The organism is Leifsonia sp. NPDC058248, from assembly GCF_042881905.1.
GTDB lineage: Bacteria > Actinomycetota > Actinomycetes > Actinomycetales > Microbacteriaceae > Leifsonia.
The window spans coordinates 489,374-515,244 of the sequence record NZ_JBHVXB010000001.1; the positions used below are offsets into that span (position 1 = coordinate 489,374).

A 25,871-nucleotide genomic window follows, 5' to 3' on the forward strand; every position below is an offset into this window, starting at 1 on the left:
GGGGTCCCGGTTTGGCCGGAGGCGACGGTCTTCTCAGTCACGATCTTCTTCCTGGTGAGAAGGGGCCACAGGATGCCTGCGGCGTCTTCGGGGTCTGGGCGCCCGGCGAAGAGGTCGCCAAACTCAGCTACTTCGGGCTCTATGCGCTGCAGCACCGCGGGCAGGAGTCCGCGGGCATCGCGACCAGCGACGGCACGAAGATCCTCATCTACAAAGACATGGGTCTCGTCTCGCAGGTCTTCAACGAGAACGCCCTCAACTCGCTCCCCGGCCACATCGCCGTCGGCCACACGCGCTACTCGACCACCGGCGCCTCCAGCTGGCAGAACGCGCAGCCGACCCTCGGCCGCACCGCCAGCGGCACCGTCGCCCTCGGCCACAACGGCAACCTGACCAACACCGCCGAGCTGATGCAGCTCGTCCACGACCGCTACCCCGAGCTCGACGGCGAGCTCGCTCGCGGCAACACCACCGACACCGCCGTGGTCACGGCGCTCCTCACCGGCGACCTCGACCACACCCTCGAAGCGACCTCGCTCGAGGTGCTTCCGCGTCTGCGCGGGGCCTTCTGCCTCGTCTACATGGACGAGCACACTCTCTACGCGGCACGCGACCCGCAGGGTGTCCGCCCGCTGGTGCTCGGCCGGCTGGAGCGCGGCTGGGTCGTAGCGTCCGAGACCGCCGCCCTCGACATCGTCGGAGCCAGCTTCGTGCGCGAGGTCGAGCCCGGCGAGCTCATCGCCATCGACGAGAACGGTCTGCGGACCCAGCGGTTCGCCGCCGAGAAGCGTGCCGGCTGCGTGTTCGAATACGTCTACCTCGCGCGCCCCGACACCACGATCGCCGGTCGCGGCGTCTACGAGGCCCGGGTCGAGATGGGGCGCCGGCTGGCGCGCGAGCACGCGGTCGACGCCGACCTCGTCATCCCCACGCCCGAGTCCGGCACTCCGGCGGCCATCGGCTACGCGCAGGCGTCGGGCATCCCGTTCGGGCAGGGCCTGGTCAAGAACTCCTACGTCGGGCGAACGTTCATCCAGCCGTCGCAGACCATCCGCCAGCGCGGTATCAAGCTCAAGCTGAACCCGCTCAAAGAGGTCATCAAGGGCAAGCGGCTGATCGTGGTCGACGACTCGATCGTGCGCGGCAACACGCAGCGCGCGCTCGTCTCGATGCTCCGCGAGGCGGGAGCAGCCGAGGTGCATGTCCGTATCTCGAGCCCGCCCATCACCTGGCCGTGCTTCTACGGAATCGACTTCGCCTCCCGCGCGGAGCTCATCGCCACCGGCCTGGGTGTCGACGAGGTGCGCCAGTCCATCGGAGCCGACAGCCTCGGCTATCTCTCCGAAGACGGGATGATCGCCGCCACCGAGCAGCCGCGTGAACGTCTCTGCACCGCCTGCTTCACCGGCGTGTACCCGATCGAACTTCCGGATGCCCACCACCAGGGCAAGAACCTGCTCGAGCGCCCGGGCGGCCCGGAGTCGGCCGCCGACGGTGTCGCCGCGGCCGACGGCTGCGACCCCGGACCGGACTCGGAGCTCGAGGTTCTGGTGCAGGGCCAGGCGGGCTTCGGAGACCCCGCACGCAAGGAGTAGCCGGCGACGGCCGACCGCGGCCGCCCGCCTGCCCCGGTACGATTGACCGGTGACCGAACAGCCCGCATCCTCCTCCGCCTCCTACGCCGAGGCCGGCGTCGACACGGCCGCCGGCGACCTCGCCGTCGAGCTGATGAAGTCGGCCGTCTCGCGCACGCACGGGCCCGAGGTCCTCGGCGGTGTGGGCGGGTTCGCCGGGCTGTTCGACGTCTCGTTCCTCACGGCGTTCGACAAGCCGCTGCTGGCGACCAGCACCGACGGCGTCGGCACCAAGGTCGCTATCGCCCAGGCGATCGACAAGCACGACACCATCGGGCAGGATCTGGTCGGCATGGTCGTCGACGACATCGTCGTGGTGGGTGCGAAGCCCCTGTTCATGACCGACTACATCGCCTGCGGCAAGGTGGTCCCGAACCGCATCGCCGACATCGTCGCCGGGATCGCGCGGGCCTGCGAGGCGACCGGAACGGCCCTCGTCGGCGGCGAGACCGCAGAACACCCCGGGCTCCTCGGCCCCGACGACTACGACGTCGCCGGCGCGGCCGTCGGCGCTGTCGAGGCGGATGCTGTGCTCGGCGCCGACCGCGTGCGCGACGGCGACGTGGTGGTGGCGATGGCATCCTCCGGGCTGCATTCCAACGGCTTCTCGCTGGTGCGGCACATCCTCGCCAACAACAGCATCGCGTTCACAGACCGGCTCGACGAGTTCGGCGGCCAGGTGGGTGAGGCGCTCCTCGAGCCGACCCGTCTCTACACGTCCCCTCTGCTCCGCGTGCTGGGCGCCCCCGAACTCGCCGGCGCGATCCATTCGCTCAGCCACGTCACCGGGGGCGGGATCGCGGCGAACCTCGCCCGCGTGCTCCCGGTCGGCTCGTGGGTCGAGGTCGACCGCGGCACGTGGTCGCCGAGTCCGGTCTTCCGGGTTCTGAGCGACCTCGCCGGGTCGAGCCTCGAGTCGAGCGAAGGCACCTGGAACCTCGGCATCGGGATGTTCGCGGTCGTCGCGCCGGACAAGGCCGACGCGGTCGTCGCGGCGATCGCAGCCGACGGCATCCCGGCCTGGACGGTCGGCACGATCTCCACGTCCGCTCGCGACCTGGCCGGGTTCGAGCAGGGCGCCAAGGGTGTCGACGGCGGCGCTGTGCGCCTGGTCGGGTCTTACAGCGCCTGACCGCTTGCGGCGGGTCGGCGTGCGCGTCGCCGATGCTGGGAACTGACTTCGAGGGGCCCTGTACCCAGCCCCGCTCTCTACAATGAGAGCCTGATGAGGATCAGCTGAGGGCGGCAGGACGATGCACATACGAAGGGCGATCGTTGCGGGTGTTCTCGCTGCCGGTCTGGGCATTCTGGCGATGGGCGCGGCGACGGCAGCGTACGCGGAGCCGCCGGTGGCGTTCGGCCCGGGGCACATCGTCGATGACGCCGGAGTGCTCGGGGGCGACGCCGCAGCCGTCGAGAAGGCCGCCACCGATCTCGAGTCGCAGCACCACATCAATCTGTATGTCGTCTACGTAGACACGTTCACGTCGCCGTCCGACGCCAGGACGTGGACGAACACGACGGCCAGACAGAACAACCTCACGCCGAACGACTACCTGCTCGCCGTCGCGGTGAGCGCTCGCACCTACTACTTCTCCGGTGACACCTCCGGACCGGTGAGCAATGCGCAGCTCACGAGCATCCAGAAGAACCTGATCGAACCGCGTCTGCGGAACGACGATTGGTCGGGCGCGGCGATAGCGGCGGCGAACGGGCTGGGCGACGCGGTCGCGTCCGGCGGTGGATCCGGGGGCACCGGGGGCACCGGAGGCTCCTCGATCAGCTCGGGTGCCTTCACCGGTCTCGGCGTGACCCTGGTCATCCTGCTGATCGTGATCGTGGGCGTCATCGTGCTGGTGCTTGTGCGCGCCCGTCGGCGCGGCATTCAAGGGGCGACCGGGTCGGCGCCCGGCCAGGCGGGTCCGCCGGCGCCGGTCGACGAACTGCAGGCCATGCCTCTCGCCGACCTCGAGCGGCGTGCGGCGAGCGCGCTGGTGCGAACCGACGACGCTCTGCAGGCCAGCACGCAGGAGCTCGGCTTCGCCGTCGCGCAGTACGGGGAGGAGGCGGCCCGGCCGTTCGCCGCCGCTGTCGATGCTGCCACCGCGAAGCTGAAGGACGCGTTCTCGCTCAAGCAGAAGCTCGACGATGCGGAGCCGGACACCGAGCAGGAACGGCGCGACTGGAACTCCTCGATCGTCCGGGACTGCGCGGAGGCGAGCCGTCTGCTCGACGAGCAGGCCGAGGCGTTCGCCGAGTTGCGCGCGATCGCGAAGAACATCCCCGAGAAGGTCGCCGGGCTGCGCAGCGGCATCGAGGCGGTCCGGCTCCGCGTCGGGCAGACGCAGACGACACTTGCTCAGCTGACGTCCGCGTACGCCGATTCGGCCCTGACGACGGTGAAGGACAACCCCGCGCAGGCCACCGAGCGACTGACGTTCGCCGAGGCGGCGCTGACGGATGCCGAGTCGAAGGCGGCAGCGGGCTCGACCACTCAGGCGGCCGTGAGCGTCCGCGCGGCCGAAGCGGCACTCGGTCAGGCCGGGTTGCTGCTGGATGCTGTGGATCGGGTGGCGACGGACCTCGCGACGGCGCGCCACAACATCGATGACCTGGTCGCGAATCTGCAGAGCGACATCGCGGACGCCCGGGCGCTCGCCGCTGCGGGTGACCCGAGCGGTGCGATCATGGCGGCGGAGGGCTCCACCCAGGCGGCCGTCTCCGATGTGCAATCGCGACTGGGCGGCGGGCAGGTGAATCCGCGGGAACTGCTGCAGAAGCTGGAGTCCGCCAACCGGGAGATCGACGGCGTGCTGAACGCCGTGCGATCGCGGCAAGCGCAGGAGCAGAGGGCGACGGCGTCGGTCGGGCAGGTGCTCGGCTCGGCCCAGAGCCGGGTCACGGCGGCGACGGACTTCATCGGAGCACGTCGCGGGGCCGTGGGCGCCGAGGCACGCACGCGGCTGGCCGAGGCCGGCCGGCTGCTCGGACTCGCGCAGGCCGCGGCGGCGACCGACACGGTCAGCGCCGTCGCTCAGGCCCAGCGCGCCGATCAACTCGCTTCCGAGGCCATCCAGCTCGCCGAGAACGACGTGAACGGTTTCGGCTCGAACACTGGCAACGGCGGCATGTTCGGGTACCCCGGCGGCCGGCGCGGAGGCGGAAGCGGCCTCTTCGGCGCCGTGCTCGGCGGGATACTCATCGACTCGGTGCTCCGGGGCGGCGGTGGCGGCGGGGGCTTCTTCGGCGGTGGCGGCTACGGCGGCGACGGCGGGGGAGACGGCGGAGGCTCGTTCAACGGCGGATTCGGCGGAGGCGGCTTCTTCGGCGGAGGCGGCGACGGCGGCGGAGGCGGTGACGGCGGCGGCGGCGGCTCCTTCTGACCGGCGTTCCGCCGCGGTGTGTCACCACAACGGGTAGACGCGCCCGTCGGCCCCTCGCGGTTAGACTCACGCCTGTGAGTCGATTCCCTGCCAGCCTTCGTGCGGCATTCGGGATCGCTGCTCTCGGCCTCGCCCTCGGAGGCGTCGTCGTCCTCGCACCGGTGGCCGCGGCAACCGCCGCGTCCCCGTCCTCACAACCGGCGCCGACTGTTCTGACGCCCCTCGTCGACTGTGTCGTCGCCGCCGCCGTCGAGGGCGGGCCGACCACGCGGACCCTCGTGTTCGGCTACCGCAACGACTCCCTCGCGCCGGTCACGCTCGCGGCCGGCTCGGCGGACAACGCTTTTGCGCCGGGAACGCCAGACCGCGGTCAGCCCGCCGTCTTCCCGCCGGGCGTGCACCACGGTGCATTCACCGTCGCGGAGGACGCGGGCGCCGCGACACCCGGCAGCTGGACCCTCGGCGGCGCGTCCGCCGCGGTCACGGGCGAGACGCCTTCGTGCGCCACAGTCACATCACTCGCACTGTCCGCTCCCCTCACCGTCGCAGCGGGGGGAACGGTGACCCTCACGGCATCGGTCTCGCGGATGTTCCTGCCGGCCCCGGACTCCGGCCAGGTGGCCTTCGCCCTCGACTCGGCCGCCGCGTCTCTCGCCACCATCGACGCGAACGGCGTCGCACGCATCGACCTTCCGGCGCCCCGCGCGGGTCGCCACAGCGTGACGGCGACCTACATGCCACCGAAAGCGTCCTCCCTTCTCGCCGCGCGCGCCCAGGCGGACCTCGCGGTCACAGTGGCACCGGCGGCCCTCACCATCGCGTCCTCCGGCCTGACCGGCGACGGCACCAGGGCGATCGTGACCGTGAGCCGTGCGAGCGCCGCAGGGACCGCATCCGTCGACTACACGACCGCCGACGGCACGGCCAAGGCCGGAACGGACTACACCACCACGCGCGGCACCCTCACGCTGCACGACGGTCAGCTCTCCTCGACGATCTCGATCCCGCTGGCCCACCGATCCGCGGGAGCATCCGGCGCCCTGTTCTTCGTCCTGCTCCAGCGGGCGACGACGAGCGTGGAGACGGCGGCCGCGACGGTCACGCTTCCCGCCGTCCCCACGTCCACGTCGGGGGCGGGCGCGGGGACCGTCGCGCCCGGCGGCCGCTCCGGCGGGGGAACCGACTCGGTACTCCCGGTGGCCGACCCGACGGGCAAGCCGCCGCTGTCCGGCGCCAGCGACCTGGCCCTGATGATCGGGGCGGCGCTGCTGACCGGGGGCGGCATCCTCGGCGTCATCGGTCTGGTGCGGTTCGGGAGCTCGCGCAACGCTCAAGCCTGACGGCTCCGGATGCACGGCGGCTCCGGATGCACGGCGGCTCCGGATGCACGGCGGCTCCGGATGCACGGCGGCGCCGAATTCACCCGTGACAAATGTCACCCCGCATCCCTGACGGATGCTCTGAGCACGACGCCCGCGGTCGCGGCACGCTGAGAGGGTGAATCAGACACCCGCCATCCAGCTCACCGACCTGAGGAAGTCGTTCGGCTCCCTGCAGGCCGTCAACGGTGTGAGCATCCGCATCGAGCCCGGAGAGGTCGTCGCCCTGCTCGGCCCGAACGGCGCCGGCAAATCGACGACCATCGACCTGGCCCTCGGCCTCGCCCACCCCACGGCGGGAACGGCCGAGCTGTTCGGCGGCGACCCGCGCCAGGCTATCGAGGAGGGGCGCGTCGGGGCGATGCTCCAGGGCGGCGCGCTACTGCCGACACTCACCGTGGCCCAGTCGGTCGCGCTCGTCGCCGCCGCCCACCGTCACCCGTTGAGCGTTGCCGAGGCGCTGGAGCGCGCGCGCTGCACCGAGATCGCCAAGCAGAAGGTGAGCAGGCTCTCGGGCGGCCAGCTGCAACGGGCGCGGTTCGCCGTGGCCGTGGTGTCCAATCCTGACCTGCTGTTCCTCGACGAACCGACCGCCGCGATGGACGTCGAAGCGCGGCGCACGTTCTGGCAGTCGATGCGCGAGTTCACCGACGAGGGCCGAACGGTCGTGTTCGCGACGCACTACCTCGACGAGGCCGATGCCTACGCCGATCGCATCGTCATGCTGAGCGGCGGCCGGGTGGTCGCCGACGGCACCCCGAACGAGGTGAAGGCGGTCGTGTCGGGCCGTCGCATCCGGGCCGGTTTCGACTTCGCCTGGTCGGCGGCGACATCGGAGGCACTGCGCGCGCTCCCCGGGGTCCGCACGCTCGAGCACCGTGCCGAGCAGTTCACGATCGTCAGCGACGACTCGGATGCGACCCTGCGCGCCCTGCTCGCCGCCCACGACGACATCCACGATATCGAGGTCACCGCCCACACCATGGACGACGCCTTCCTCGCGCTGACCGAACGCGGGGCCACGCTCGGCGCCGCACGCACACCTGTCCTGAACGGAGCCGCGAAATGAGCATCGCCTACCTCGGACTCGAGTCCTTCCGCCAGCTCAAGAACGCCCGGGCGATGATCTTCACGCTGGCCGTCCCGCTCGTGATGCTGGTCGCCTTCGGCGGAGCGTTCGGCGCGAACGGCCAGGTCGACATCGTCACCAAGCTCCCGTGGATCGTCGTCACGACCGTGCAGGTGGCCGGTTACGGCGGCATGATGGCCTCGCTCTCGCAGGCCTTCAACATCGTCACCGAGCGCTCGATCGGCTGGAACCGTCAGCTGCGCATCACTCCCCTCACAGGGACCGCGTACCTTCTGTCGAAGGTCATCACCGCGATGCTGATGGCGCTGGTGTCCATCGTCGTGATCTTCAGTGTCTCGGGCATCCTGTACCACTCCGATCTGCCACTGATGAACTGGCTGACCGCCGGACTCGGACTGTGGTGCGGCGTCATCCCGTTCGCGCTGCTCGGAATCCTGATCGGCCAGTTCGCGAAGCCGGAATTCGCGCAGCCGCTGTTCATGGCAGTGTTCATGGGCATGGCCGTTCTCGGCGGACTCTGGGTGCCGCTGCAGATCTTCCCGGCCTGGGTGGCGAACGTGGCGCAGGTCGTGCCCTCGTACTGGCTGAACCGCATCGGCCAGATGGGCGCCCACCAGAGCGGCGACGTGTTCGCTCCGGCCCTGGTGCTGCTCGGCTGGACGGTCGTGCTCGGCGCCTTCATCGTCTGGCGCTACCGGCGCGACGCGGCACGCAGCTGACGGGATGCGCGGTCAGTGGCGGGCGCGGACCCCGCGGAAGTGAATAGGGTGAGTCGGGTGGAGAGCACGAGCACCAGCGTCGGCACGAGCACGAGCACGAGCACGAGCACGAGCGCGTTCGGAGGCATCGAGTACGCACCGCCGGGCGGCGTGTGGGCGCGACTCACGCACCGCGGCGCCCGCCGCTGGTATCCCGGTGCGCTCATCGGCCTGCTCTACCAGATCTCGACCGTGATAACGGTGTGGAGCAGCTCCGGCCCGCTCGAGACGAAGCTGGTCACGACCCTCGTCCTGGCCGCCGTATACGTCGGCTTCCTCGTGATCCCGCCTCTCTTCTGGTCGTCCCCGCTGAGCCACCGCGTGATCGCCGTACTCGCCTACTTCGCCCTCAACCTGGCTCTCTTCCCGCTCATCGGGCTGGCGGCGTGCTGGACCTGGGTCTACGTCGCCTGCGTGATCGGGATGCTCGGGCTGCCCCCTCTTCCGAGCATCCTGTCGATCGTCGGACTCGGCGCCGCGCAGATCGTCATCGTGCTGGCTGCCGGCGTCTTCGACGACACCTGGTACATCGCGCTCATCACGGTGTCGATCGGGATCATGATGTTCGCGTTCTCGCGTCAGATCGAGTCGTACCGCAAGCTCAAGCAGGCTCAGGGCGAGATCGCGCGCCTCGCCGTCATCGCGGAGCGGGGACGCTTCTCCCGCGACATGCACGATGTGCTCGGGCACTCGCTCACGGTCGTCACGGTGAAGTCGGAGCTCGCACGACGGCTCGTCTCCCTCGACCCGGAGCGGGCCGAGGCCGAGATCGCCGACATCGAAAGGCTCAGCCGTTCGGCGCTCGCCGATCTGCGGGCCGCCGTCGCCGGGTACCGCGAGATGAGCCTCTCCACCGAGCTCGCCGCCGCTCAGGCCGGTCTGGCCGCGGCCGACATCGAGGCGCATCTCCCGCGCAACGGCGACGGCGTCGATCCCGACCTGAGGGAGCTCTTCGGCTGGGTGCTGCGTGAGGGCGTGACCAACGTCATCCGGCACTCAGGCTCGCGCAACTGCTGGGTGAGCGTGACCCGCGACAGTCTCGAGATCGAAGACGACGGGAAGGGGATGGCCGCCGTCGGCGTCGTCGGGGCACCGGATGCGGCACTCGTCGCGCCGGCGCAGGGCACCGGCCTCGACGGCCTCACCGCCCGCGCCCGGCAGGCGGGCGCACGAGTGCTCGTCGGCGTGAGCTCGCACGGCGGAGTCCGGTTGACCGTGCGGAAGGCGAAAGCGTGACAGAACCCATCCGGCTGCTGCTTGCCGACGACCAGGCCCTGGTGCGCGGCGCACTCGCCGCCCTGCTCGACCTGGAGTCCGACTTCACGGTGGTCGCCGAGGTCGGTCGTGGCGACGAGGTGGTGGATGCCGCCCGCGCGCATTCGGCCGATGTCGCGCTGCTCGACGTGGAGATGCCCGGGCTCGACGGCATCCAGGCTGCGGCCGCGCTTCGCGAGTCCCTGCCGTCGTGCCGGTCGCTGATCGTGACGACATTCGGGCGACCGGGCTACCTGCGCCGGGCGATGGAGGCGGGAGCATCGGGTTTCGTGGTCAAGGACACGCCCTCCGGCCGATTGGCGGACGCGGTGCGCAGGGTCGCATCCGGCCTCCGTGTCGTTGACCCCGCGCTGGCGGCGGAGTCGCTCGCCTCGGGGAGTTCGCCGCTGACACCGCGCGAGACGGAGGTCCTCGTGGTCGCCGGTGGTGGCGGGAGCATCACGGACATTGCGCGCACGCTGCAGCTCAGCCAGGGGACCGTGCGCAACCACCTGTCGAGCGCCATCGGCAAAACGGGCGCGCGCAATCGCTCGGAAGCGGCGACGATCGCCGCGGAGAAAGGGTGGCTGTGATCAGCGAGCGCTAGGCGCGCTTCGGTTGGCCTTCACCCTCGTACGTGTCGTCGGTTCGCGCACCGGGGTCGTAGTCGGCCCACGGGTCGTAGTCGTCGTGATGTGAGTGTCCGGTCAGCTCACGTTCGAGCGCGTCGTAGTTCACGTCAGGGCTGAACGACTTCAGCTCGCGCGCAATTTTGGTGTGCTTTGCCTTTTGACGGCCGCGCCCCATGCGTGACCCCCTTACGGTGCCAGGCCGGGTGGGGAATGAGCCACCCGGGAATCCGAACAGGAACAATGAAAACTAGCGGTTAGTTTAGCATGTGGTACCTGGGGAACCCCGGGTTCACGCACAGCGAGAAGTGATGGGATGAACGCGTGACCACGACGAGGACAGACACCCAGGTGGTGATTGTCGGAGCGGGCCAGGCGGGCCTTGCCGTCGCGTACTATCTTCGGCGTTTCGAGCTCACTCCGGGAACCGATTTCATCGTCTACGACCGGGGTCCTTCGACGGGCGGCGCGTGGCAGCATCGCTGGGACGCTCTCAAGCTCGGAAGCGCCCACCACGTCAACGATCTGCCCGGAATGGCGGAGCTCGGCATCAGTTTCGACACGGCCGACCGGTCGCTGCCGGCCAAAGACATCGTGGCCGGCTACTACCGGCGCTACGAGGAGCATTTCGGTCTCGACGTGCAGCGGCCGGTGACGGTGGAGAGCGTGTTCGACCGTGGGGCCGACCTCATCGTGCAGCACTCCCGCGGCGAGACGGCCACCCGGATGCTCGTCAACGCGTCCGGCACCTGGGGTGCGCCCTTCGTCCCGTACTACCCGGGCATGAACACATTCGCCGGACGGCATGTGCACACCTCGTCGTACCTGGACGCGGAGGACTTCGCCGGCCAGTCGGTGATCGTGGTCGGCGGCGGCACCTCCGCCATCGGGTTCCTGCTCGAACTGGAGAACGTGGCGGCACAGGTCACGTGGGTCGCGCGACGCCCGGTGGAGTTCAAAGACGAGTCGGAGCTGACCATCGAGGGCGGAGTCGCAGCCGTCGCCGCCCAGGACGCCGCGGCGCGCGCCGGCGCCGCCCTGCCGAGCATCGTCAGCGGCACCGGCGTGCCGAAGACCCGGCGCATCGCCGCCGGGATCGATCGCGGAATCCTGGTGGAGCGCCCGATGTTCTCGGCCATCGAAGAGAACGGGGTCCGCTGGCCGGACGGCTCGTTCACCCGCACGGATGCGATCATCTGGGCCACCGGTTTCCGTCCGGAGCTCCGGCACCTCGCCCCGCTGAAGTTGCGGGAGAAGTCGGGGGGCCTCACGGTCGCATCCGGCGCATCCTGGCAGGACCCCCGCATATTCCTCGCCGGCTATGGGCCGCAGGCGAGCACGATCGGCGCGAATCGCGCCGGCCGTGTCATCGCGCGCCAGATCATGGCGCAGCTCTAGCCGTTCGTGTGCCGCGCCGCGCTCGGGTGCCCTCGCCGCTCCCGCGCCTATCGGCCCGTCGGTCGTCGTTTGCCAGTAGATGCTGTCACCGCGGGAGTTTTGGGGACATGTAATGGCAAATGACGGCTGCCGGCCCGCCGGCGTCAGCCGCGCGTGACCCTGCCGTCTTGGTCGACCGCGATGTCCAGCGGGGCGCCGTCGAAGCGCAGACCTGTCACGTCCATCGTGCCGACGCCGGGGATCGGGTCGATCGTGAGCGTGCCGGTTCGGGCGTCGCCGGCGAGGCCGAGGCGGGCGGTGAGCACGGCGACGGCGGCCGCGGCCGACCAGGCCTGCGGACGGCAGGCGGCCGGGTACGGGATGGGCGACGCGGCGTCAGCCGACGAGTCGCCGGAGTGCAGCTCGGGCATCCGGTAGCCGAAGCCTTCGGCAGCGCGCAGCAGTCCGTCGGCGAGCAGCTCCGCCTCGGCGCCGAAGCCGTCACGGGCGAGGCCTGCGATGGCGATGGCGGTGTCGTGGGCCCACACCGAGCCGCCGTGATAGCTGAGCGGCCAGAAGCCGTCCGAGTCGCTCGACATCGTGCGCAGCCCGTAGCCGGAGTTCAGTGCGGGGGAGACGAGGCGCCGAGCGACCAGGGCGGCGTGCTCGGCGTCGAGGATGCCGGTGCCGAGCAGGTGCCCGATGTTGCTGGTGACCGTGTCGACCTTGCGCTTCGAGGCGTCGAGGGCGATGGCCGGGTAGGCGCCCGCTGGGTCGTCGATCCAGAACGAGGCGGCGAACCGCTCCTTCATCGCTGCTGCCCAGTCGCGCCATTCGTCGGCACCGGGGCGCCCGAACGCTTCGAGCAGCTCGGCTCCGCCGACGGCGGCCTCGTACGCATAAGCCTGCACCTCGCAGAGCGCGATCGGGCCCTCGGCGAGGGCGCCGTCGCGCCACTGGATCGAGTCACCCGAGTCCTTCCAGCCCTGGTTCGCCAGGCCGTGGCCCGTCGTGTCGACGTATTCGAGGAAGCCGTCTCCGTCGCTGTCGCCGTAATCGCGCATCCAGGCGAGTGCCGCCTCGAGGTTGGGGAGGAGCGCCTCGACCTCGGCGGAGGGCATGCCCCACTTCCACGCGTCGTGCAGCAGCATGACCCAGAGGGCGGTCGCATCGACGGTCCCGTAGTAGAGCGGAGGCAGTACGACGCCCTCACCCGGTAGGGTCAGTGCCGCCGGTCGGAGTTCGTGCATGATCTTGCCGGGCTGTTCGGCGGTCTCGTTCACCACCCGGGTGCCTTGAAGCTCGGCCAGGATGCGCAGCGTGGAGGCCGCGATGTCGGTGCCGAGCGGGAGCAGCATACGGGCAGCCCAGATCGAGTCACGGCCGAAGAGCGTGAAGAACCAGGGGGCTCCTGCGGCGAGGAAGACCTCGTCGGGGCGAGCGGTGGTCGACATGCGGAGCCCCTGCAGGTCGCCCAGCGCCTGACGCAGCCAGGCGGCGAGCCGGGAGTCTCCGGTGGACGCGGTGACCGCATCCCACGCGGGCGAGGGTGCAGCGCCGGCGACGACGGCGGACGGGTCTTCGACGTCGATGCGCCAGCCGAGCGTGACGGCCGAGTGGGCGGGGATCTCCGGCGCCCACGACAGTGTCGCCGTGTCGTCGCCGACAACAACCTCCGCGTCGCCGGCGCTGAGTGCGGCCGTGACGACGCCCGAGGTGAACGTGACGCCGTCGGTGGTGGCGAGTGTCGCGACCGGATGCTCGCTGCCGGTGAGCCCGGCCTTGATCTTCTGCATCGGGCTGAAGTCGGCGCGCACCGACACATCGACGCGGGGCCGGATGCTCGTGCCGAGCGCATTGCGCACCGTGATCGTCTCGACCAGCGAGCCCGCGTGCACTTCGCGCACCCGGTCGATGCGCACGCGCGGGTCGGCCGTGGCGTCGTCGACCCCGCGAGAGAGCGAGGTGAACACCGCGGTGGCGGCGTCGGGGGTCGCCGTGGCGATGTGCTCCGGCAGCGATCCGCCGACCGTGAGGGCGATCTCGCCGAGCACGCGCACATCGGAGTGGTAGAAGCCGTGGATGCCGCATCCGTCCACGGTGCCGTCCGCCGTCGACCAGGCCTGGCTGGGAGCGGTGAGCACCACCACGCTGTCGTGCAGTAAAGGTTGGAGCGGGGTGGTCATCGTGGCGTTCACGCCTCCTCGAGAATGGGGTGTTCGGTGGTGGGTGCGGATGCGGCGCCGAGCACACGCGGGACGACGCGCGTCTCGACCGCCCGTCCGTCGACCGCGTCGACGCGCCAGGCGTGACGCCCGGCCTGCTCGGCGATCACATCGACAAGTCGCGTGCCTTCGTAGACCAGCCCGACCCCTTCGTCGAGCGCATGTCCGGGCGGGATCGTGCCGGCGGCGACGGCCGCCTGATGGACGATGCGGCGGTTCGGGTCCGAGTCGTAGTGGACGCCGAGCGAGCCGGGCAGCAGGCGGAGGCCGTCGGCGACCGCGCTGATCTGGGGCCCGAACGACGCGGTTGTGCCCCCGCTGTGCCAGCACAGGGCTCCGGCGGAGCCGCCGGCGAGCACGACGCCGGACCGCCAGGCTTCCTCGAGGATCGTGTCGAGTCCGTGAGCCCGCCACACGGCGAGCAGGTTGACGAGGCTTCCTCCGCTGACCCAGATGACGTCGCGGCTGAGCACGTGCTCGCGCAGGTTCTCGATGTTGGGGTGCGGGAAGAACCGGATGTGGCTCGCTTCCACGCCCGCGACCCGCGCGGCTTCGAGTTCGGCGCCTTCGACCGAGCGCTGGTCGCCGCCTGCGGTGTTGAGGTGGGCGACGCGCGGAGCGCGGCCGTCGACGCGGGCCAGTTCGATCGCGTGGGTCAGCAGCGGGCCGTACATTGCGTCGGTCCACGTGCCCGGAACGAGGCCGCCGCAGGTGGCCACGATCGTGGGGTGCGCGGCCGTCATTCCTTCACCGCCCCCTCGCTGGAGTTCATGATGCGCCGCTGGAAGATGAAGAACAGCACGGCCACCGGGATGGTCATGAGGGCTGCGGCCGCCAGCTTGATCGGGAACTGGCTTCCCTGGCTCAGCTGTCCGCTGGCGAGGGCGGCGACGCCCTTGGTGAGGGTGGTGAGCGCCGGATCCTGCGTCGAGACGATGAAGTGCGCGAGTTCGTTCCACGACCCTTGGAAGGACAGGATGATGATGGTGATCAGGGCCGGACGGGCCATCGGCAGGACAATCGACCAGAACACGCGGAAGGTTCCGGCGCCGTCGATGCGCGCCTGCTCCTCGACGCTCGCCGGGATCGACTCGAAGAAGTTCTTCATGATGAAGACGCCGGCGGCATCGGTGAGCAGCGGGACGATCATTCCCGCGTAGGAGTCGTAGATGCCGAGCTGGTTGATCACCAGGAACTTGGGGATGAGCAGCACGACGATCGGCACGGCCATCACGGCGACGAGAGAGGCGAAGATCACCCCGCGGCCGCGGAAGTGCAACCGGGCCAGGGCGTAGCCGGCCAGCGAGTTGAAGAACACGCGGCCGAGCGTCACGAAGATCGTGACGATCACCGAGTTCTTCAGCCAGGTCGGGAAGTCGGAGTTGACGAACAGCGTCTTGTACGCGGCCGTGGTCCAGGTCTGCGGGATGAGCGAGACGGGGTTGGCCGTCGCATCCGCATCGGTCTTGAAGGAGGTGCCCACCTGCATGAGGAACGGCATGATGTAGATCACGGCGAGCACCACCAGGATCGCGTACGTGATCGAGGTGGCGACGACGGCGCCCGTCGAGCGGTGGCGGGTGCGCTTGCCGCTGCCGTGCAGCAGTTCGGAGGCGGGGGAGATGAGTCCCGCGTCGGGCTTGGTGGCGATCGACATCAGTTCGTCCCCCGTCCGTCGAGCGATCCGGTCGAGGCGACCGCGGTCGCGGGCGTCAGGCCGCTGTTGCCGTTTGCGTTCGCGCCCCCTCCGGGCGGCACCTCGTAGCGGCGCATCCGCCGCTTGGAGACCGAGCGCTCACGGAGGATCCAGCGCTGGAAGATGGTGAACAGCACGATGATCACGAACAGGATGAACGCGATGGCGGCGCCCTGGCCCCAGTTCTGATCGATGAACGAGCTCTTGTACGAGAGGTAGGCGGGGGTCAGCGTCGTCTTGCCCGGGGCGCCTTTCGTCCCGGTGTAGATCTGGTCGAAGACCTGCCAGCAGCCGATGAGTCCGAGGGTCAGCACCGTGAAGAGGGTGGGGCGCAGCTGGGGGAGCGTGATGCGCCAGAAGCGCTGCCAGCCGTTGGCGCCGTCCATCATCGCCGCCTCGGTGATGTCGCCGCTGAGGTTCTGCAGCGCCGCGATGAAGAGCAGCATGAACGTGCCGCTGGTCGTGAAGACGGCCATGATGACGAACGCGGTCATGGCCACCGAGGGGCCGCCCACCCAGTCCCACCAGGAGACGCCGAGCAGTGTGTTGCCGGTGAGCACCGGGGGGCCCTGCTGGATGCCGAAGTGGAAGATGCCGCTCGGGTCGTTGAACCAGTTCGGGCCGTTGATGCCGAACCAGGAGAGGACCTTGTTGACGGCGCCGGAGGTGCTGAACAGGAAGAGCCAGAGCACCGTGATGGCTACCGAGCTGGTGACCGACGGGAAGTAGAAGGCGGTGCGGAAGAAGCCGCGACCGCGCAGGATGGCCCGGTTGACCAGGACGGCCAGCCCGAGCGAGACGGCGGTCTGGATCGGGACGACGAGAACGACGTACCAGGCGTTGTTCTTGAGCGACATCCCGAAGTCCTGCTCCGCGAGGCCGCCGCCCGTGAGGAGTACCTGGTAGTTCTTGAAGCCGACGAAGTTCACGCCGGACGAGAAGGGGCTGCCGCGGCCACCCCAGTCGGAGAAGCTCACCCAGAGTGCCATGAGCACCGGGATGACGAGGAAGACGCCGAGCAGGATGATGACCGGGGCGGTGAACAACCACCCCGAGGCGGCCTCGCCGCGCCGGATTCCGGAGCGACGAGACCGACTCGTGGTTTGCGACATGGTTGTTGTGACCTGTTTCTTACTTGAGCAGCGCTTCGAGGTTCTTCTGCGTGGCGTCGAGGATCGTCTTGGGATCGCCGGTCTTCAGCGTCTCGAGCTTGCTGTTGAGGTCGGTCACGACGTCGGCCGAGCCCTTGGCGGTCGGGACGCCCTTGGCGTAGTCGGCGGCCGTCAGGAACGGGACGAGGGCCGGGTTGGCCGACTTCCACTCGTCGGCGGCCGACTTGATCGACGGCATGGGGCCGAACGCCTTGGAGAAGGCGAGCTGGTCGTCTTTGCTGGTCAGCTTCTCGACGAGCTTGAGCGCGGCGGCCTGGTTGGGGCTGTCGGCGGCGATGCCCCAGCAGTTGGTGAACTGCAGGGTGCCGTTGCCCGCGCTGCCGGCGGGAAGCTCGGCCACCTTGTACTTGATGTTCGGGTAGTCGGCCTGCATGGCGCCCGTGATCCAGTTGCCCTCGATGGTCATCGCGGCCAGGCCCTTGCCGAACGCCTCGCCGCCCCAGCCGGCGCCGAGGTCTTTGGCGTACTTGAGCTCGCCCCCGTTGAGCATCTTCTTGACCTGCTCGAGCGCCTTGACGTTGGCGTCGCTGTTCGCCGTGGCCTTGGTGCTGTCGTCGTTCATGAGGTTGCCGCCGGCCTGCGTCATGAACGCGCCGATGCGGGCGTACTCACCGGAGATGCCGAGGCCCACGTGGCCGCCGGTGGTGAGCTTCTTCGACACGGCGTCGAGCTGGTCCCAGGTCGTGGGCAGGTCGGAGTCGGTGAGGCCCGCGGCCTTCCACATGTCGGTGTTGATGATCAGCTGCAGCGTCGAGAAGTCTTTGGGCGCGCAGTAGAACTTGTTGTTGTAGGTGAACGACTTGACCAGGCTCGGGTAGAAGTCGCTTTTGTTGGAGAGCTGGTCACCGTAGGCGAGGAGCGAGCCGTTCGAGGCGTAGCCGGCAAGAGCATCCGTCGACAGGTAGAACACGTCGGCCGGCTTCTTGGCGGCGAAGCCCTGCGCGAGCTGCTGGTTGAGGTCGCTGGCCGCGACGACCGACGCCTTGGTGCCCGAGCTCGACGACCAGTCGGAGACGGCCGACTTGACCGCCGCGGTCTCGGCGTCGCCACTGGAGCCGATCATGACCGTGAGGGGCTTGCTCGACGAGGTGAGCTTGCTGCTCGAGTCGCTCGAGCTGGAGCCGCTGAAGCCGGAGCCGCAGGCGGTGAGTGCCAGCGCAGCGGCGACGGCGACGGCGCCGCCCGCGAACCAGCGATGTGTGCTTCGTTGCATTGTTGTCTTCTCCTTGGTGTGAGTGTGCCCGGTCGACGGGCGCACGAGGGGATGGGTCGCAGAAGTCGTGGAGAACTCGCCGTCGGCTGAACTGTGGGGGAGCCGCTCGGAGGGGCTGCTCGCACGCGACGGATGCCGGGCGGGGAGGGACGCGGCGCGCGTGGCGTGCATCAGACCTCCTCTGGTCGCGGAACTGGTTTGATCGTTCAAATCCCGTAATGCCACGTTAGACTTTGAACGATCAAATTGGAGCGTTGTCACCATAGACACGACGTTCGGGACGTGTCAAGCCGGTGGGCTGTATCGTCTTACTCAGCTTTGAACGATCCAAGCGAGCACGAGAGGAGGCGCGATGGGAGCCCAGCCCACCGTGAGCGACGTCGCCATCGCCGCCGGAGTCTCGCGCCAGACGGTCTCCAACGTGCTCAACTCTCCCGGCGTGGTGCGCCCAGAGACCCGCAAGCGCGTCGAAGACGCGATCACCGACCTGGGTTACCGTCCCCACGCCTCCGCCCGCCGCCTGCGCACGCAGAAGAGCTCCACCATCGGCATCCGGCTCGACCCGATCACCACCGACGGCATCTCCGGGAGCATCCTGGACCGCTTTCTTCATGCCCTCACCGAGCAGGCCGACCGCAAGAACCTCCGGATGCTCCTCTTCACCGCCAGCGGACCCGAAGATGAGATCGCCCAGTTCCGCCGGCTCAGCGACGGCGCCGACGTCGATGCGTTCGTGCTCACCTCCACCTTCCACGGCGACCCGCGCACGGAGTGGCTCATCGACCACGGTCAGTCGTTCGTGACCTTCGGGCGCCCGTGGGGCATCGACGACATGGCCGACCCCCAGCACCTCTGGGTGGACGTCGACGGCTGCCACGGCCTGCGCGAGGCGACCACGCATCTCCTCGGCACCGGCGCCCGACGCATCGGCTTCCTGGGCTGGCCGGCCGGATCGGGCACCGGCGACGACCGCCGTCGCGGATGGCTGGAGGCCATGCGCGAGGGGAGCGGCCTCGACGATGCCACCCTGGCGACCCTCGAGGTGTCGGCCGAAGACGGCGTGAATTTCGGCGCCGATGCGATGCGCCGCCTCGAGAAGGCCCCCGGGACGATCGACGCGCTGGTCTGCACGAGCGACTCGCTGGCCCTCGGCGCCCTCATGGCGACCGGCGGCCGCATCCCGGTGATCGGCTACGACAACACCCCGGTCGCCGCCTCGATCGGCTTCTCCAGTGTCGAGCAGCCGCTCGACGAGGTGGCCGCCGGGGTTCTCGAGCTGCTCACCGGCGCGCACGGCGGCAAGGTGGACCGCAACGCGTCCATCGCGGACCCGCGGCACCGCCTGGTCGCGCCCCGCCTGGTGGTCCGCGACGGGCCGTCCGTGCTCGCCTCAGGTCGCTGAAACCTGCGTGAAACGAAGATCGGCGACACTGGAGGCATGCCTCCACAAGAGACTCTCGAGGACGCGCCACAAGCGCAGCGCCTCCCCGTCACCGTTTCCATCACCCGTCGCGTCGACCATTCGCGTCTTCCCGAGGTCACCCGCTGGGTCCAGTCCGGCGTGAACCTCGCCAACGAGCACGAGGGGTTCCTCGGGTCCGGCTGGGTCCGCGCCCACCACGACTCCGACGAGTGGCACATGCTCTACCGCTTCGCCGACGCCGGCACGCTCGACGCGTGGGAGGGGTCCGACGATCGCGCGGAGTGGCTGTACGAGGGCCGCGAGCTCGTCGAGGTCTCCCGTGTCGAGCGCCGCACCGGCATCGAGGGCTGGTTCGATCAGCCGCAGCCCGGCGTCGCGGCGGCGCCCCCGCGCTGGAAGCAGGCCATCACGATCTGGCTCGGCTTCTTCCCGCTGTCGCTGGCGTTCACGTACCTCACGGTCTACCTCGTTCCCGGCTGGCACCAGCTCTGGCCTCTCGCGACGGTGCTCGCGACCACGCTGTGCCTGACGCCGACGATGACGTACGTCATGCTGCCGTTCGTCACCCGGATGCTCCAGCCGTGGCTCCAGCGACCGCGGCGCCGTGGGCGCGCGTAACGTCTCCCTCGGCCCCGCGACCTCTCGGGGTGAACCCTGAGTCGTCCCTGACAAGGGCCCGGGATGTGCATCCGGGTCTTGATTTCGGCGCAAACGCGATATATCGTGACCCTGTCAACAACGCGATATATCGCGAATCACCGAGGGTCGCCCCAGGCGGCACCGCACAGGCAACCAGGAGCAACAAAATGGCACAGGACAAATGGCTGATCCAGCCGGGAGAGACCAAGATCATCGACGTCGAGCTCGTCCGCTCGCTCAAGGTCGGGTTCATCGGCGGGCAGATCGACGTGATCGGCCACGACGAGCCGGGCGCGCGGGTGGAAGTGCACTCCGTCACCGGTCGTGACCTCAAGATCACCGTCGAAGGCGACCGTCTCGAGATCGACCACCCGCAGCTTCGCTGGGACAACTTCATCGAGGTGTTCAAGTCGATGGCCAGCAACGCCAAGGCCGACGTGAGCGTCCTGGTCCCCCGTGACGTTGCCCTCAAGTTCGGCATCGTGTCGGCCGACGCGCTCGTCGCGGGCCTCCGCACCGACGCCAAACTCAGCACCGTCTCGGGCGACCTCGTCATCGACGGCCTCATCGGCGACCTCGAGCTCAACAGCGTCAGCGGCGAGCTCTCGGTGCGCGACCACACCGGCCGCATCTCCGCCCACACGGTCTCGGGCGACGTCACGGCGACGGGACAGATCCCCAAGTTCGCCGTCGACGGCGTCTCGGGCGACGTGATGGTCGACATCAGCGGAACGCCCGACCAGATCTCGACCAACACCGTCTCGGGAGACGTCACCATCCGGATTCCGGATGCGCTCGGCGCCCGCTTCCGCGTGAACACCGTGTCGGGCAAGATCCAGTTCGACAACGCACTCATCAGCTGGATGCCCGGCCGAACGTACAACGCGACCGCCGGCTCGCTCGACGGGTCGTGGGTGGACATCAACGTCAATTCCGTCTCCGGAGGCGTGTCCGTCCTGCGCAGCACGGTCGGCGCTCCGGCCGGCGAGAACGGGGCGTCGGCATGACCCCCGTCTTCGCGCACGGAAATCTGCGCCTCTACCTGCTGAGCCTCCTCGACGAGTCGCCCAAACACGGGTACGAGCTCATCCAGGCGCTCAGCGAGCGCTTCGGCGGCACCTACAGTCCGAGCGCGGGCACGATCTACCCGCGGCTGGCGAAACTGGAAGAAGAAGGACTCGTCACCAAGACGACGGACGGCCGCAAGACGGTCTACTCGATCACCGACGCCGGCCGGGCCGAGCTCGCCGACCGCGAGCACGAGCTCGACGCGATCGAAGACGAGGTGACCGACTCGGTGCGACGTCTCGCCGACGAGGTGCGGGCCGGAGTCAACGCGGCGATGAAGAGCCTGCGCGCCGACCTCGCCTCGGCAGCGCGCGACGCCAAGCGCGCCGCTCCCCGCGTCGACGTCGATCAGGAGTCCCGCGACTCGCGTCAGGCCGCGAACGCCACCACACGCGAGGCCGAGGCGGTGCTCAACGAGTTCCGTCAGCAGATGCGCACCGACCTGCGTTCGCAGGCCGCACGGGGCACGCTGCCGGCCGATGTGATCCCTCAGCTGAAGCTCGAGCTGGCTCGCGTCCGCACCAGCATTCTGGAGGTGCTGAACCGCCGGTGAGGCGGGGCGAGAACCCCCAAAACCGGCGACACAGCCGCACACAGCAAAGGCGCGTTCGACTCTCAGGATCGGGCGCGCCTTCGCTGTAGGCGGCGCAAATCCGCCGCGCCCACGAGCAGTCCCCATCTATTAGAGATCGGCAACGTTCACGGCCGCCGACGCGCCGACTTGACAGTGGATTGGCAGCGAGTATTCTCGACCCTCGTGACAACTGAGGGGAGATCCCCGAAGCGGTGGTTGATCGGCGACCCGCTTCCGAGTGAAAAACTCGAGGGACAGCTACTCCCGAAGCACCTTGCGCTACCCATTTTCGCCAGCGACGCCCTCTCGTCTGTGGCGTACGCTCCGCAGGAACTCCTGATGATCCTGCTCCTCGGCGGGTTGGCCTTTCTGACGTTCGCGCCCTGGGTGGCTGCGGCCGTCGTCGTGCTGCTCATCACGGTCGTCCTGTCGTACCGGCAGCTCGTGAAGGCGTACCCGTCGGGCGGTGGCGACTACGAGGTCGCCCACAAGAACCTGGGCGAGAAGGCGGGACTCGTCGTCGCGTCCGCACTGCTCGTCGACTACGTGCTCACCGTCGCCGTGTCGGTGGCATCCGGAGTCGACAACATCATCTCGGCGCTGCCGTTCCTCAGCGAATGGCGCGTCGAACTCGCCGTGCTCTTCGTCATCCTGATCGCCGCGGTCAACCTGCGCGGTGTCCGCGAGTCGAGCAAAGCCTTCGCGCTCCCGACCTACATCTTCATCGGGTCGATCTTCCTCATGATCGTCACCGCCCTCATCCGCACGGCGTTCGGCGATGCCCCGGTCGCCGAGTCTGCGGCCTACGGTGTGACGGCCGCGAACCTCGGCCAGGTGGCCATGATCCTGCTGCTGCTGCGCGCATTCTCGAGCGGCTGCAGCGCCCTGACCGGTGTGGAAGCCGTGGCCAACGGTGTCCCCGCCTTCCGCACCCCCAAGATCAAGAACGCCCGACGGACGCTCGCCCTGATGGGCGGAATCGCCATCGTCCTGTTCGCCGGCCTCACCGCGGTGGCGCTCATCAGCGGCGTGCACTACGCCGAGAACCCGTGCGACCTGAAGGGCTGGGCTGAGTGCGCCACGTCGCCGCAACGCAGCCTCATCGCGCAGATCGCGGCGGCCACGTTCGGCAACAACTCCATCCTCTTCTTCGTCGTGCAGGCGGCGACCGCCGTCGTGCTGCTGCTGGCCGCCAACACCGCGTTCAACGGCTTCCCGCTGCTCGGCTCGGTGCTCGCCCGCGACTCGTACGCGCCCAAGTCGCTCAACACCCGCGGCGACCGCCTGGTCTACTCGAACGGGATGATCGTGCTGGCGCTCGCCGCCACCGCGCTGCTGCTCGTGTATCAAGCGAACCTGACCCAGCTCATCCAGCTCTACATCATCGGCGTGTTCGTGTCGTTCACGCTGGGGCAGTCCGGGATGGTGAAGCACTGGATCACGTTGCTGCGATCGGGGACCGTGGCTCACGGGGAACGTTCCAGCATCATCCGGAGCCTCTGCATCAACGCTTTCGGTGCGTTCCTCACCGCGGTGGTGCTCATCGTGGTCACCATCACCAAGTTCACCCACGGCGCCTACCTGGTGTTCATCTTCATGCCCATCCTGTGGCTGCTGATGCTCGGCGTGAACCGCTACTACCGCGACGTGGAGAAGGAGATCGAGGTCGACCCGGTCACCACGTTCGGAAGCCGCGGCGACCACGCGATCGTGCTCGTCGGCAAGATGCAGAAGCCGGCGCTCAAGGCGCTCGACTACGCGATCGCCGCGCGGCACGACTCGATCGAGGCCGTGCACGTCGCCATCGACGAGGAGTCGACGGAGCGCCTGCAGAAGCAGTGGATCGAGCAGAACATCCACGTGCCGCTCACGATCATCGAGTCGCCCTACCGTGAGTTCGGCCACCCGCTGATCAAGTACCTCAAGCACCGGCGCGAGGAGCACGGGGCCGAGGTCGTGACCGTGTACCTCCCGCAGTACATCGTCGGCCACTGGTGGGAGGCGCTGCTGCACAACCACCGCGCCCGCCGCATCCGTCAGCAGCTCATGCTGTGCCACGGCGTGACCGTGGCGCTGGTGCCGTGGCTGCTCGACTCGTCGTCGCTCATCTACGGGCGCCGCTCCCGTCCGCTGCCCGGTCAGGACCGCCGCGGTGAGCCGGTGCGCCCTGTCGCGCGGCGACCGCTGGAGCCCGCGTCGAAGACCGCCGGGCACGGGACCGGACATGGCACGGGTCACGGACACGGTTCGCGCGGTGCGGCTGCCGCCCCGACCTCGGCGGGGACGCCGGTGACCGCCGGTCAGCCGCCCGTGGTGCCGCCCGTCGAGAAGCCGGCGACTCCGCCCGCCAAGAAGGTGCCTGCGCGAGCTAAGCGCTGAGCGCCGACCGCCGAGCGCCGAGCTCTGAGCGCTGAGCGCTCCGACTGCGCCTGGGGCATGGCGCCTGGGGCCGGGCATGGGGCAAAGCCACAGACTCGCGCTTGACCTTGACGTTGCGTCAACCTTTACCGTGGAGGAACAACCCACGAGAGGAGGCCGACGATGGACTGGTCCATTCAGGACATCGCGCGACTGGCCGGAACCACCAGCCGGACGCTGCGCCACTACGACGACATCGGCCTGCTCCCGCCCAGTCGCATCGGAGCCAACGGCTACCGGTACTACGACCGTGGCGCGCTGGTGCGGTTGCAGCGCATCCTGCTGCTCCGCGACCTCGGGCTCGGCCTTCCGGCCATCGCCGAGGTGTTGCAGAACCAGACGGATGCGGCCCCCGCGTTGCGAAACCACCTCACCTGGTTGCGCGACGAGCGGGCACGGCTGGCGCGGCAGATCGCTGCGGTCGAGTCGACCATCAGTGCAATGGAAGGAGGAGAACAGATCATGGCAGAAGACATGCTCGACGGTTTCGACCACACCCAGTACAAGGAGGAGGTCGAGGAGCGCTGGGGCAAGGAGGCGTACGCGAAGAGCGACGCCTGGTGGCGGAGCAAGACGCCTGCGGAGAAGAAGGAATGGCAGCAGCTGCAGCAGCAGCTCGCGGCCGACTGGACCGCCGCGGCGACCAGCGGTGTCGCACCCGACGGCGACGAAGCGCAGGCGCTCGCCCAGCGCCACTTCGATTGGCTCGCGTCGATCCCCGGGACTCCCGGCAGCGACGGGAACGGTCCGACGAAGGCGTACTTCGTCGGTCTCGGCGAGATGTACGTGGCCGACCCGCGGTTCGGCGCGAACTACGGCGGCCAGGCCGGCGCCGAGTTCGTTCGCGACGCGCTCCGCGCCTACGCCGACCGCAACCTCTAACCGTCCCCCGCCGCGGGACGCCCCCGCAATCGAGTCCGGACTTGCTGGGTCGAAATCGCGCGATTCGGCCCAGCAAGTCCGGACACGATTTGCGGGAGAACCCCCGAGGGAACGGTTCAGGCGCGAGCGCGGTGCGGCCGGCCGCCGCGGCGGAAGTGGCCGGTGAGACGGTCGTCGAGCCAGTAGGACGCGATGGTCGCGGCCGCCCGGCGCGGGGCCACGATCTCGCCGTCGCCGGGGGCGTCCCCGCCGCGGACGCGGTCGGGCTGGTGCTCCCGGATGACGCTGCCGCGTGCGAAACGATCGGCGCGCATCCGGGACGCCGAGTCGGATTCGAGCAGGATGCCGTCGCGCACGTCGAAGGGCGCCGCATCCCGGTCGCCGGCCTCGGCCGACTGCTCGGCCGTGCCCTCCAGTTCGCGCTCCGTCGCATCCTTTGCTGCATCGCGCGGGAGCCGGATCTCGAAGAACGGGAGAGTCAGGGTGCACAGCGGCCCGATCAGCAGGGCGAAGGCGAGCGTTCCGACGCCGACGTTGCCGCCGAGCAGCCAGCCGACGATCAGCACGGTCACCTCGATGCCGGTGCGGACGCCCCAGATCGGCCATCCGGTGCGCCCGTGCAGCCCCGTCATGAGCCCGTCGCGCGGGCCGGGACCCATCCGCGGGCCGATGTAGAGGCCGGTGGCCGCGGCGAGTAGCAGAAGTCCGCCGGAGAACAGCAGCACCTGCGCCCAGAGCTCCGTCTGCTGCGGGATGATCCCGAGGCCGAGCTGCGCGGCCGGCCCGATCAGCAGCACGTTGAGGATCGTCCCGAGTCCCGGTCGCTGCCGCAGCGGGATCCAGAACAGCAGGACGACGAGCCCGACGAGGTTGGTGATCAGTCCGAACGGCAGGCCCGTCTTGAGCGAGAGGCCTTGCGCGAGAACGTCCCAGGGCGACACCCCGATGCCGGCTCGCACCATCATCGCGATCGCGATTCCGTAGAGGAACAGACCGACGAGGAGTTGCACGAGGCGACGTGTGAGGAGGAGTCCGGTGTTCACTGTTCTATCCAATT

General features: G+C 69.3%; 23 protein-coding genes. 16 read left to right on the forward strand and 7 right to left on the reverse strand.

What is annotated here, in order from left to right; all coding sequences use genetic code 11:
- Positions 1-11 precede the first annotated feature (11 nt).
- The 9 genes from purF (at position 12) to ACFVV5_RS02600 (ending at position 10,091) form a co-directional block, all read left to right on the forward strand.
- Complete coding sequence (gene purF / locus ACFVV5_RS02560; RefSeq protein ID WP_387238453.1) at positions 12-1,595, forward strand: amidophosphoribosyltransferase; 1,584 nt, start codon at positions 12-14, stop codon at positions 1,593-1,595.
- A gap of 49 nt (positions 1,596-1,644) precedes the next feature.
- Positions 1,645-2,766 carry a phosphoribosylformylglycinamidine cyclo-ligase gene (purM, locus tag ACFVV5_RS02565; RefSeq protein WP_387238456.1) on the forward strand — a complete coding sequence of 374 codons (1,122 nt, stop codon included), beginning with the start codon at positions 1,645-1,647 and terminating at the stop codon, positions 2,764-2,766.
- Positions 2,767-2,887: 121 nt separating this feature from the next.
- Positions 2,888-5,017, forward strand: coding sequence for a TPM domain-containing protein (locus ACFVV5_RS02570; RefSeq protein WP_387238459.1), 2,130 nt, complete (start codon positions 2,888-2,890; stop codon positions 5,015-5,017).
- 74 nt (positions 5,018-5,091) lie between these two features.
- Complete coding sequence (locus tag ACFVV5_RS02575) at positions 5,092-6,357, forward strand: Calx-beta domain-containing protein (protein ID WP_387238462.1); 1,266 nt, start codon at positions 5,092-5,094, stop codon at positions 6,355-6,357.
- Positions 6,358-6,366: 9 nt separating this feature from the next.
- A complete protein-coding gene (locus ACFVV5_RS02580; RefSeq protein WP_387238465.1) occupies positions 6,367-6,510 on the forward strand; it encodes a hypothetical protein in 144 nt (47 codons plus the stop codon).
- Positions 6,511-6,514: 4 nt separating this feature from the next.
- Positions 6,515-7,465 (forward strand): ABC transporter ATP-binding protein, encoded by a 951-nt coding sequence (locus ACFVV5_RS02585; protein ID WP_387238468.1) that lies wholly within the window; start codon positions 6,515-6,517, stop codon positions 7,463-7,465.
- Positions 7,462-8,205 (forward strand): ABC transporter permease, encoded by a 744-nt coding sequence (locus tag ACFVV5_RS02590; protein WP_387238471.1) that lies wholly within the window; start codon positions 7,462-7,464, stop codon positions 8,203-8,205. The genes ACFVV5_RS02585 and ACFVV5_RS02590 overlap by 4 nt, the downstream gene beginning before the upstream one ends.
- Before the next feature lie 57 nt (positions 8,206-8,262).
- Positions 8,263-9,480: a sensor histidine kinase gene (locus tag ACFVV5_RS02595; protein ID WP_387238476.1), complete on the forward strand. Its 1,218-nt coding sequence runs from the start codon at positions 8,263-8,265 to the stop codon at positions 9,478-9,480.
- Positions 9,477-10,091, forward strand: a complete 615-nt coding sequence (locus ACFVV5_RS02600; RefSeq protein ID WP_387238479.1) for a response regulator — start codon at positions 9,477-9,479, stop codon at positions 10,089-10,091. The genes ACFVV5_RS02595 and ACFVV5_RS02600 overlap by 4 nt, the downstream gene beginning before the upstream one ends.
- Positions 10,092-10,101: 10 nt before the next feature.
- Here the strand turns inward: ACFVV5_RS02600 and ACFVV5_RS02605 are convergent, their stop codons facing one another.
- Positions 10,102-10,305 (reverse strand): DUF3073 domain-containing protein, encoded by a 204-nt coding sequence (locus tag ACFVV5_RS02605; protein ID WP_387238482.1) that lies wholly within the window; start codon positions 10,303-10,305, stop codon positions 10,102-10,104.
- A 146-nt stretch (positions 10,306-10,451) separates the two neighbouring features.
- Here ACFVV5_RS02605 and ACFVV5_RS02610 point away from each other — a divergent pair, with 146 nt between their 5' ends.
- Positions 10,452-11,525 (forward strand): NAD(P)-binding domain-containing protein, encoded by a 1,074-nt coding sequence (locus tag ACFVV5_RS02610; protein WP_387238485.1) that lies wholly within the window; start codon positions 10,452-10,454, stop codon positions 11,523-11,525.
- Between the two features lie 143 nt (positions 11,526-11,668).
- Here ACFVV5_RS02610 and ACFVV5_RS02615 read toward each other — a convergent pair whose 3' ends face one another.
- Genes ACFVV5_RS02615 through ACFVV5_RS02635 form a run of 5 tightly spaced genes read right to left on the reverse strand, consistent with a single transcriptional unit; the run spans position 11,669 to position 17,810 of the window.
- Positions 11,669-13,702 (reverse strand): glycogen debranching N-terminal domain-containing protein, encoded by a 2,034-nt coding sequence (locus ACFVV5_RS02615; protein ID WP_387238488.1) that lies wholly within the window; start codon positions 13,700-13,702, stop codon positions 11,669-11,671.
- The gene (locus tag ACFVV5_RS02620; protein ID WP_387238491.1) at positions 13,699-14,472 is read right to left on the reverse strand and encodes a Type 1 glutamine amidotransferase-like domain-containing protein; all 774 of its coding nucleotides are present in this window, start codon (positions 14,470-14,472) and stop codon (positions 13,699-13,701) included. The genes ACFVV5_RS02615 and ACFVV5_RS02620 overlap by 4 nt, the downstream gene beginning before the upstream one ends.
- Positions 14,469-15,386, reverse strand: coding sequence for a carbohydrate ABC transporter permease (locus tag ACFVV5_RS02625; RefSeq protein WP_387238494.1), 918 nt, complete (start codon positions 15,384-15,386; stop codon positions 14,469-14,471). Before ACFVV5_RS02625 ends, ACFVV5_RS02620 begins: the two co-directional genes overlap by 4 nt.
- On the reverse strand, positions 15,386-16,537 hold the full coding sequence (locus ACFVV5_RS02630; RefSeq protein WP_387238498.1) for a carbohydrate ABC transporter permease: 1,152 nt from the start codon (positions 16,535-16,537) through the stop codon (positions 15,386-15,388). Before ACFVV5_RS02630 ends, ACFVV5_RS02625 begins: the two co-directional genes overlap by 1 nt.
- 19 nt (positions 16,538-16,556) lie before the next feature.
- Positions 16,557-17,810 carry an extracellular solute-binding protein gene (locus ACFVV5_RS02635; protein ID WP_387238501.1) on the reverse strand — a complete coding sequence of 418 codons (1,254 nt, stop codon included), beginning with the start codon at positions 17,808-17,810 and terminating at the stop codon, positions 16,557-16,559.
- A gap of 352 nt (positions 17,811-18,162) precedes the next feature.
- Here ACFVV5_RS02635 and ACFVV5_RS02640 point away from each other — a divergent pair, with 352 nt between their 5' ends.
- The 6 genes from ACFVV5_RS02640 (at position 18,163) to ACFVV5_RS02665 (ending at position 24,814) form a co-directional block, all read left to right on the forward strand.
- Positions 18,163-19,212 carry a LacI family DNA-binding transcriptional regulator gene (locus ACFVV5_RS02640; RefSeq protein ID WP_387238504.1) on the forward strand — a complete coding sequence of 350 codons (1,050 nt, stop codon included), beginning with the start codon at positions 18,163-18,165 and terminating at the stop codon, positions 19,210-19,212.
- A 36-nt stretch (positions 19,213-19,248) separates the two neighbouring features.
- A complete protein-coding gene (locus tag ACFVV5_RS02645; protein WP_387238507.1) occupies positions 19,249-19,851 on the forward strand; it encodes an antibiotic biosynthesis monooxygenase in 603 nt (200 codons plus the stop codon).
- A gap of 188 nt (positions 19,852-20,039) precedes the next feature.
- Positions 20,040-20,879: a DUF4097 family beta strand repeat-containing protein gene (locus ACFVV5_RS02650; protein ID WP_387238510.1), complete on the forward strand. Its 840-nt coding sequence runs from the start codon at positions 20,040-20,042 to the stop codon at positions 20,877-20,879.
- A complete protein-coding gene (locus tag ACFVV5_RS02655; protein ID WP_387238513.1) occupies positions 20,876-21,493 on the forward strand; it encodes a PadR family transcriptional regulator in 618 nt (205 codons plus the stop codon). Before ACFVV5_RS02650 ends, ACFVV5_RS02655 begins: the two co-directional genes overlap by 4 nt.
- 237 nt (positions 21,494-21,730) lie before the next feature.
- The gene (locus tag ACFVV5_RS02660) at positions 21,731-23,893 is read left to right on the forward strand and encodes an APC family permease (RefSeq protein ID WP_387238816.1); all 2,163 of its coding nucleotides are present in this window, start codon (positions 21,731-21,733) and stop codon (positions 23,891-23,893) included.
- A gap of 162 nt (positions 23,894-24,055) precedes the next feature.
- Positions 24,056-24,814 carry a MerR family transcriptional regulator gene (locus ACFVV5_RS02665; RefSeq protein ID WP_387238516.1) on the forward strand — a complete coding sequence of 253 codons (759 nt, stop codon included), beginning with the start codon at positions 24,056-24,058 and terminating at the stop codon, positions 24,812-24,814.
- A gap of 116 nt (positions 24,815-24,930) precedes the next feature.
- On the opposite strand, the gene ACFVV5_RS02670 is transcribed toward ACFVV5_RS02665, so the two are convergent.
- A complete protein-coding gene (locus ACFVV5_RS02670) occupies positions 24,931-25,857 on the reverse strand; it encodes a YitT family protein (protein WP_387238518.1) in 927 nt (308 codons plus the stop codon).
- Positions 25,858-25,871: the final 14 nt, after the last annotated feature.

Coding starts and splice junctions, on each gene's coding strand:
- ACFVV5_RS02570 (WP_387238459.1), top strand. CDS start 2,888: ATGCACATACGAAGGGCGATCGTTGCGGGTGTTCTCGCTGCCGGTCTG.
- ACFVV5_RS02580 (WP_387238465.1), top strand. CDS start 6,367: ATGCACGGCGGCTCCGGATGCACGGCGGCTCCGGATGCACGGCGGCTC.
- ACFVV5_RS02590 (WP_387238471.1), top strand. CDS start 7,462: ATGAGCATCGCCTACCTCGGACTCGAGTCCTTCCGCCAGCTCAAGAAC.
- ACFVV5_RS02605 (WP_387238482.1), bottom strand. CDS start 10,305: ATGGGGCGCGGCCGTCAAAAGGCAAAGCACACCAAAATTGCGCGCGAG.
- ACFVV5_RS02620 (WP_387238491.1), bottom strand. CDS start 14,472: ATGACGGCCGCGCACCCCACGATCGTGGCCACCTGCGGCGGCCTCGTT.
- ACFVV5_RS02625 (WP_387238494.1), bottom strand. CDS start 15,386: ATGTCGATCGCCACCAAGCCCGACGCGGGACTCATCTCCCCCGCCTCC.
- ACFVV5_RS02630 (WP_387238498.1), bottom strand. CDS start 16,537: ATGTCGCAAACCACGAGTCGGTCTCGTCGCTCCGGAATCCGGCGCGGC.
- ACFVV5_RS02635 (WP_387238501.1), bottom strand. CDS start 17,810: ATGCAACGAAGCACACATCGCTGGTTCGCGGGCGGCGCCGTCGCCGTC.
- ACFVV5_RS02640 (WP_387238504.1), top strand. CDS start 18,163: ATGGGAGCCCAGCCCACCGTGAGCGACGTCGCCATCGCCGCCGGAGTC.
- ACFVV5_RS02645 (WP_387238507.1), top strand. CDS start 19,249: ATGCCTCCACAAGAGACTCTCGAGGACGCGCCACAAGCGCAGCGCCTC.
- ACFVV5_RS02650 (WP_387238510.1), top strand. CDS start 20,040: ATGGCACAGGACAAATGGCTGATCCAGCCGGGAGAGACCAAGATCATC.
- ACFVV5_RS02655 (WP_387238513.1), top strand. CDS start 20,876: ATGACCCCCGTCTTCGCGCACGGAAATCTGCGCCTCTACCTGCTGAGC.
- ACFVV5_RS02665 (WP_387238516.1), top strand. CDS start 24,056: ATGGACTGGTCCATTCAGGACATCGCGCGACTGGCCGGAACCACCAGC.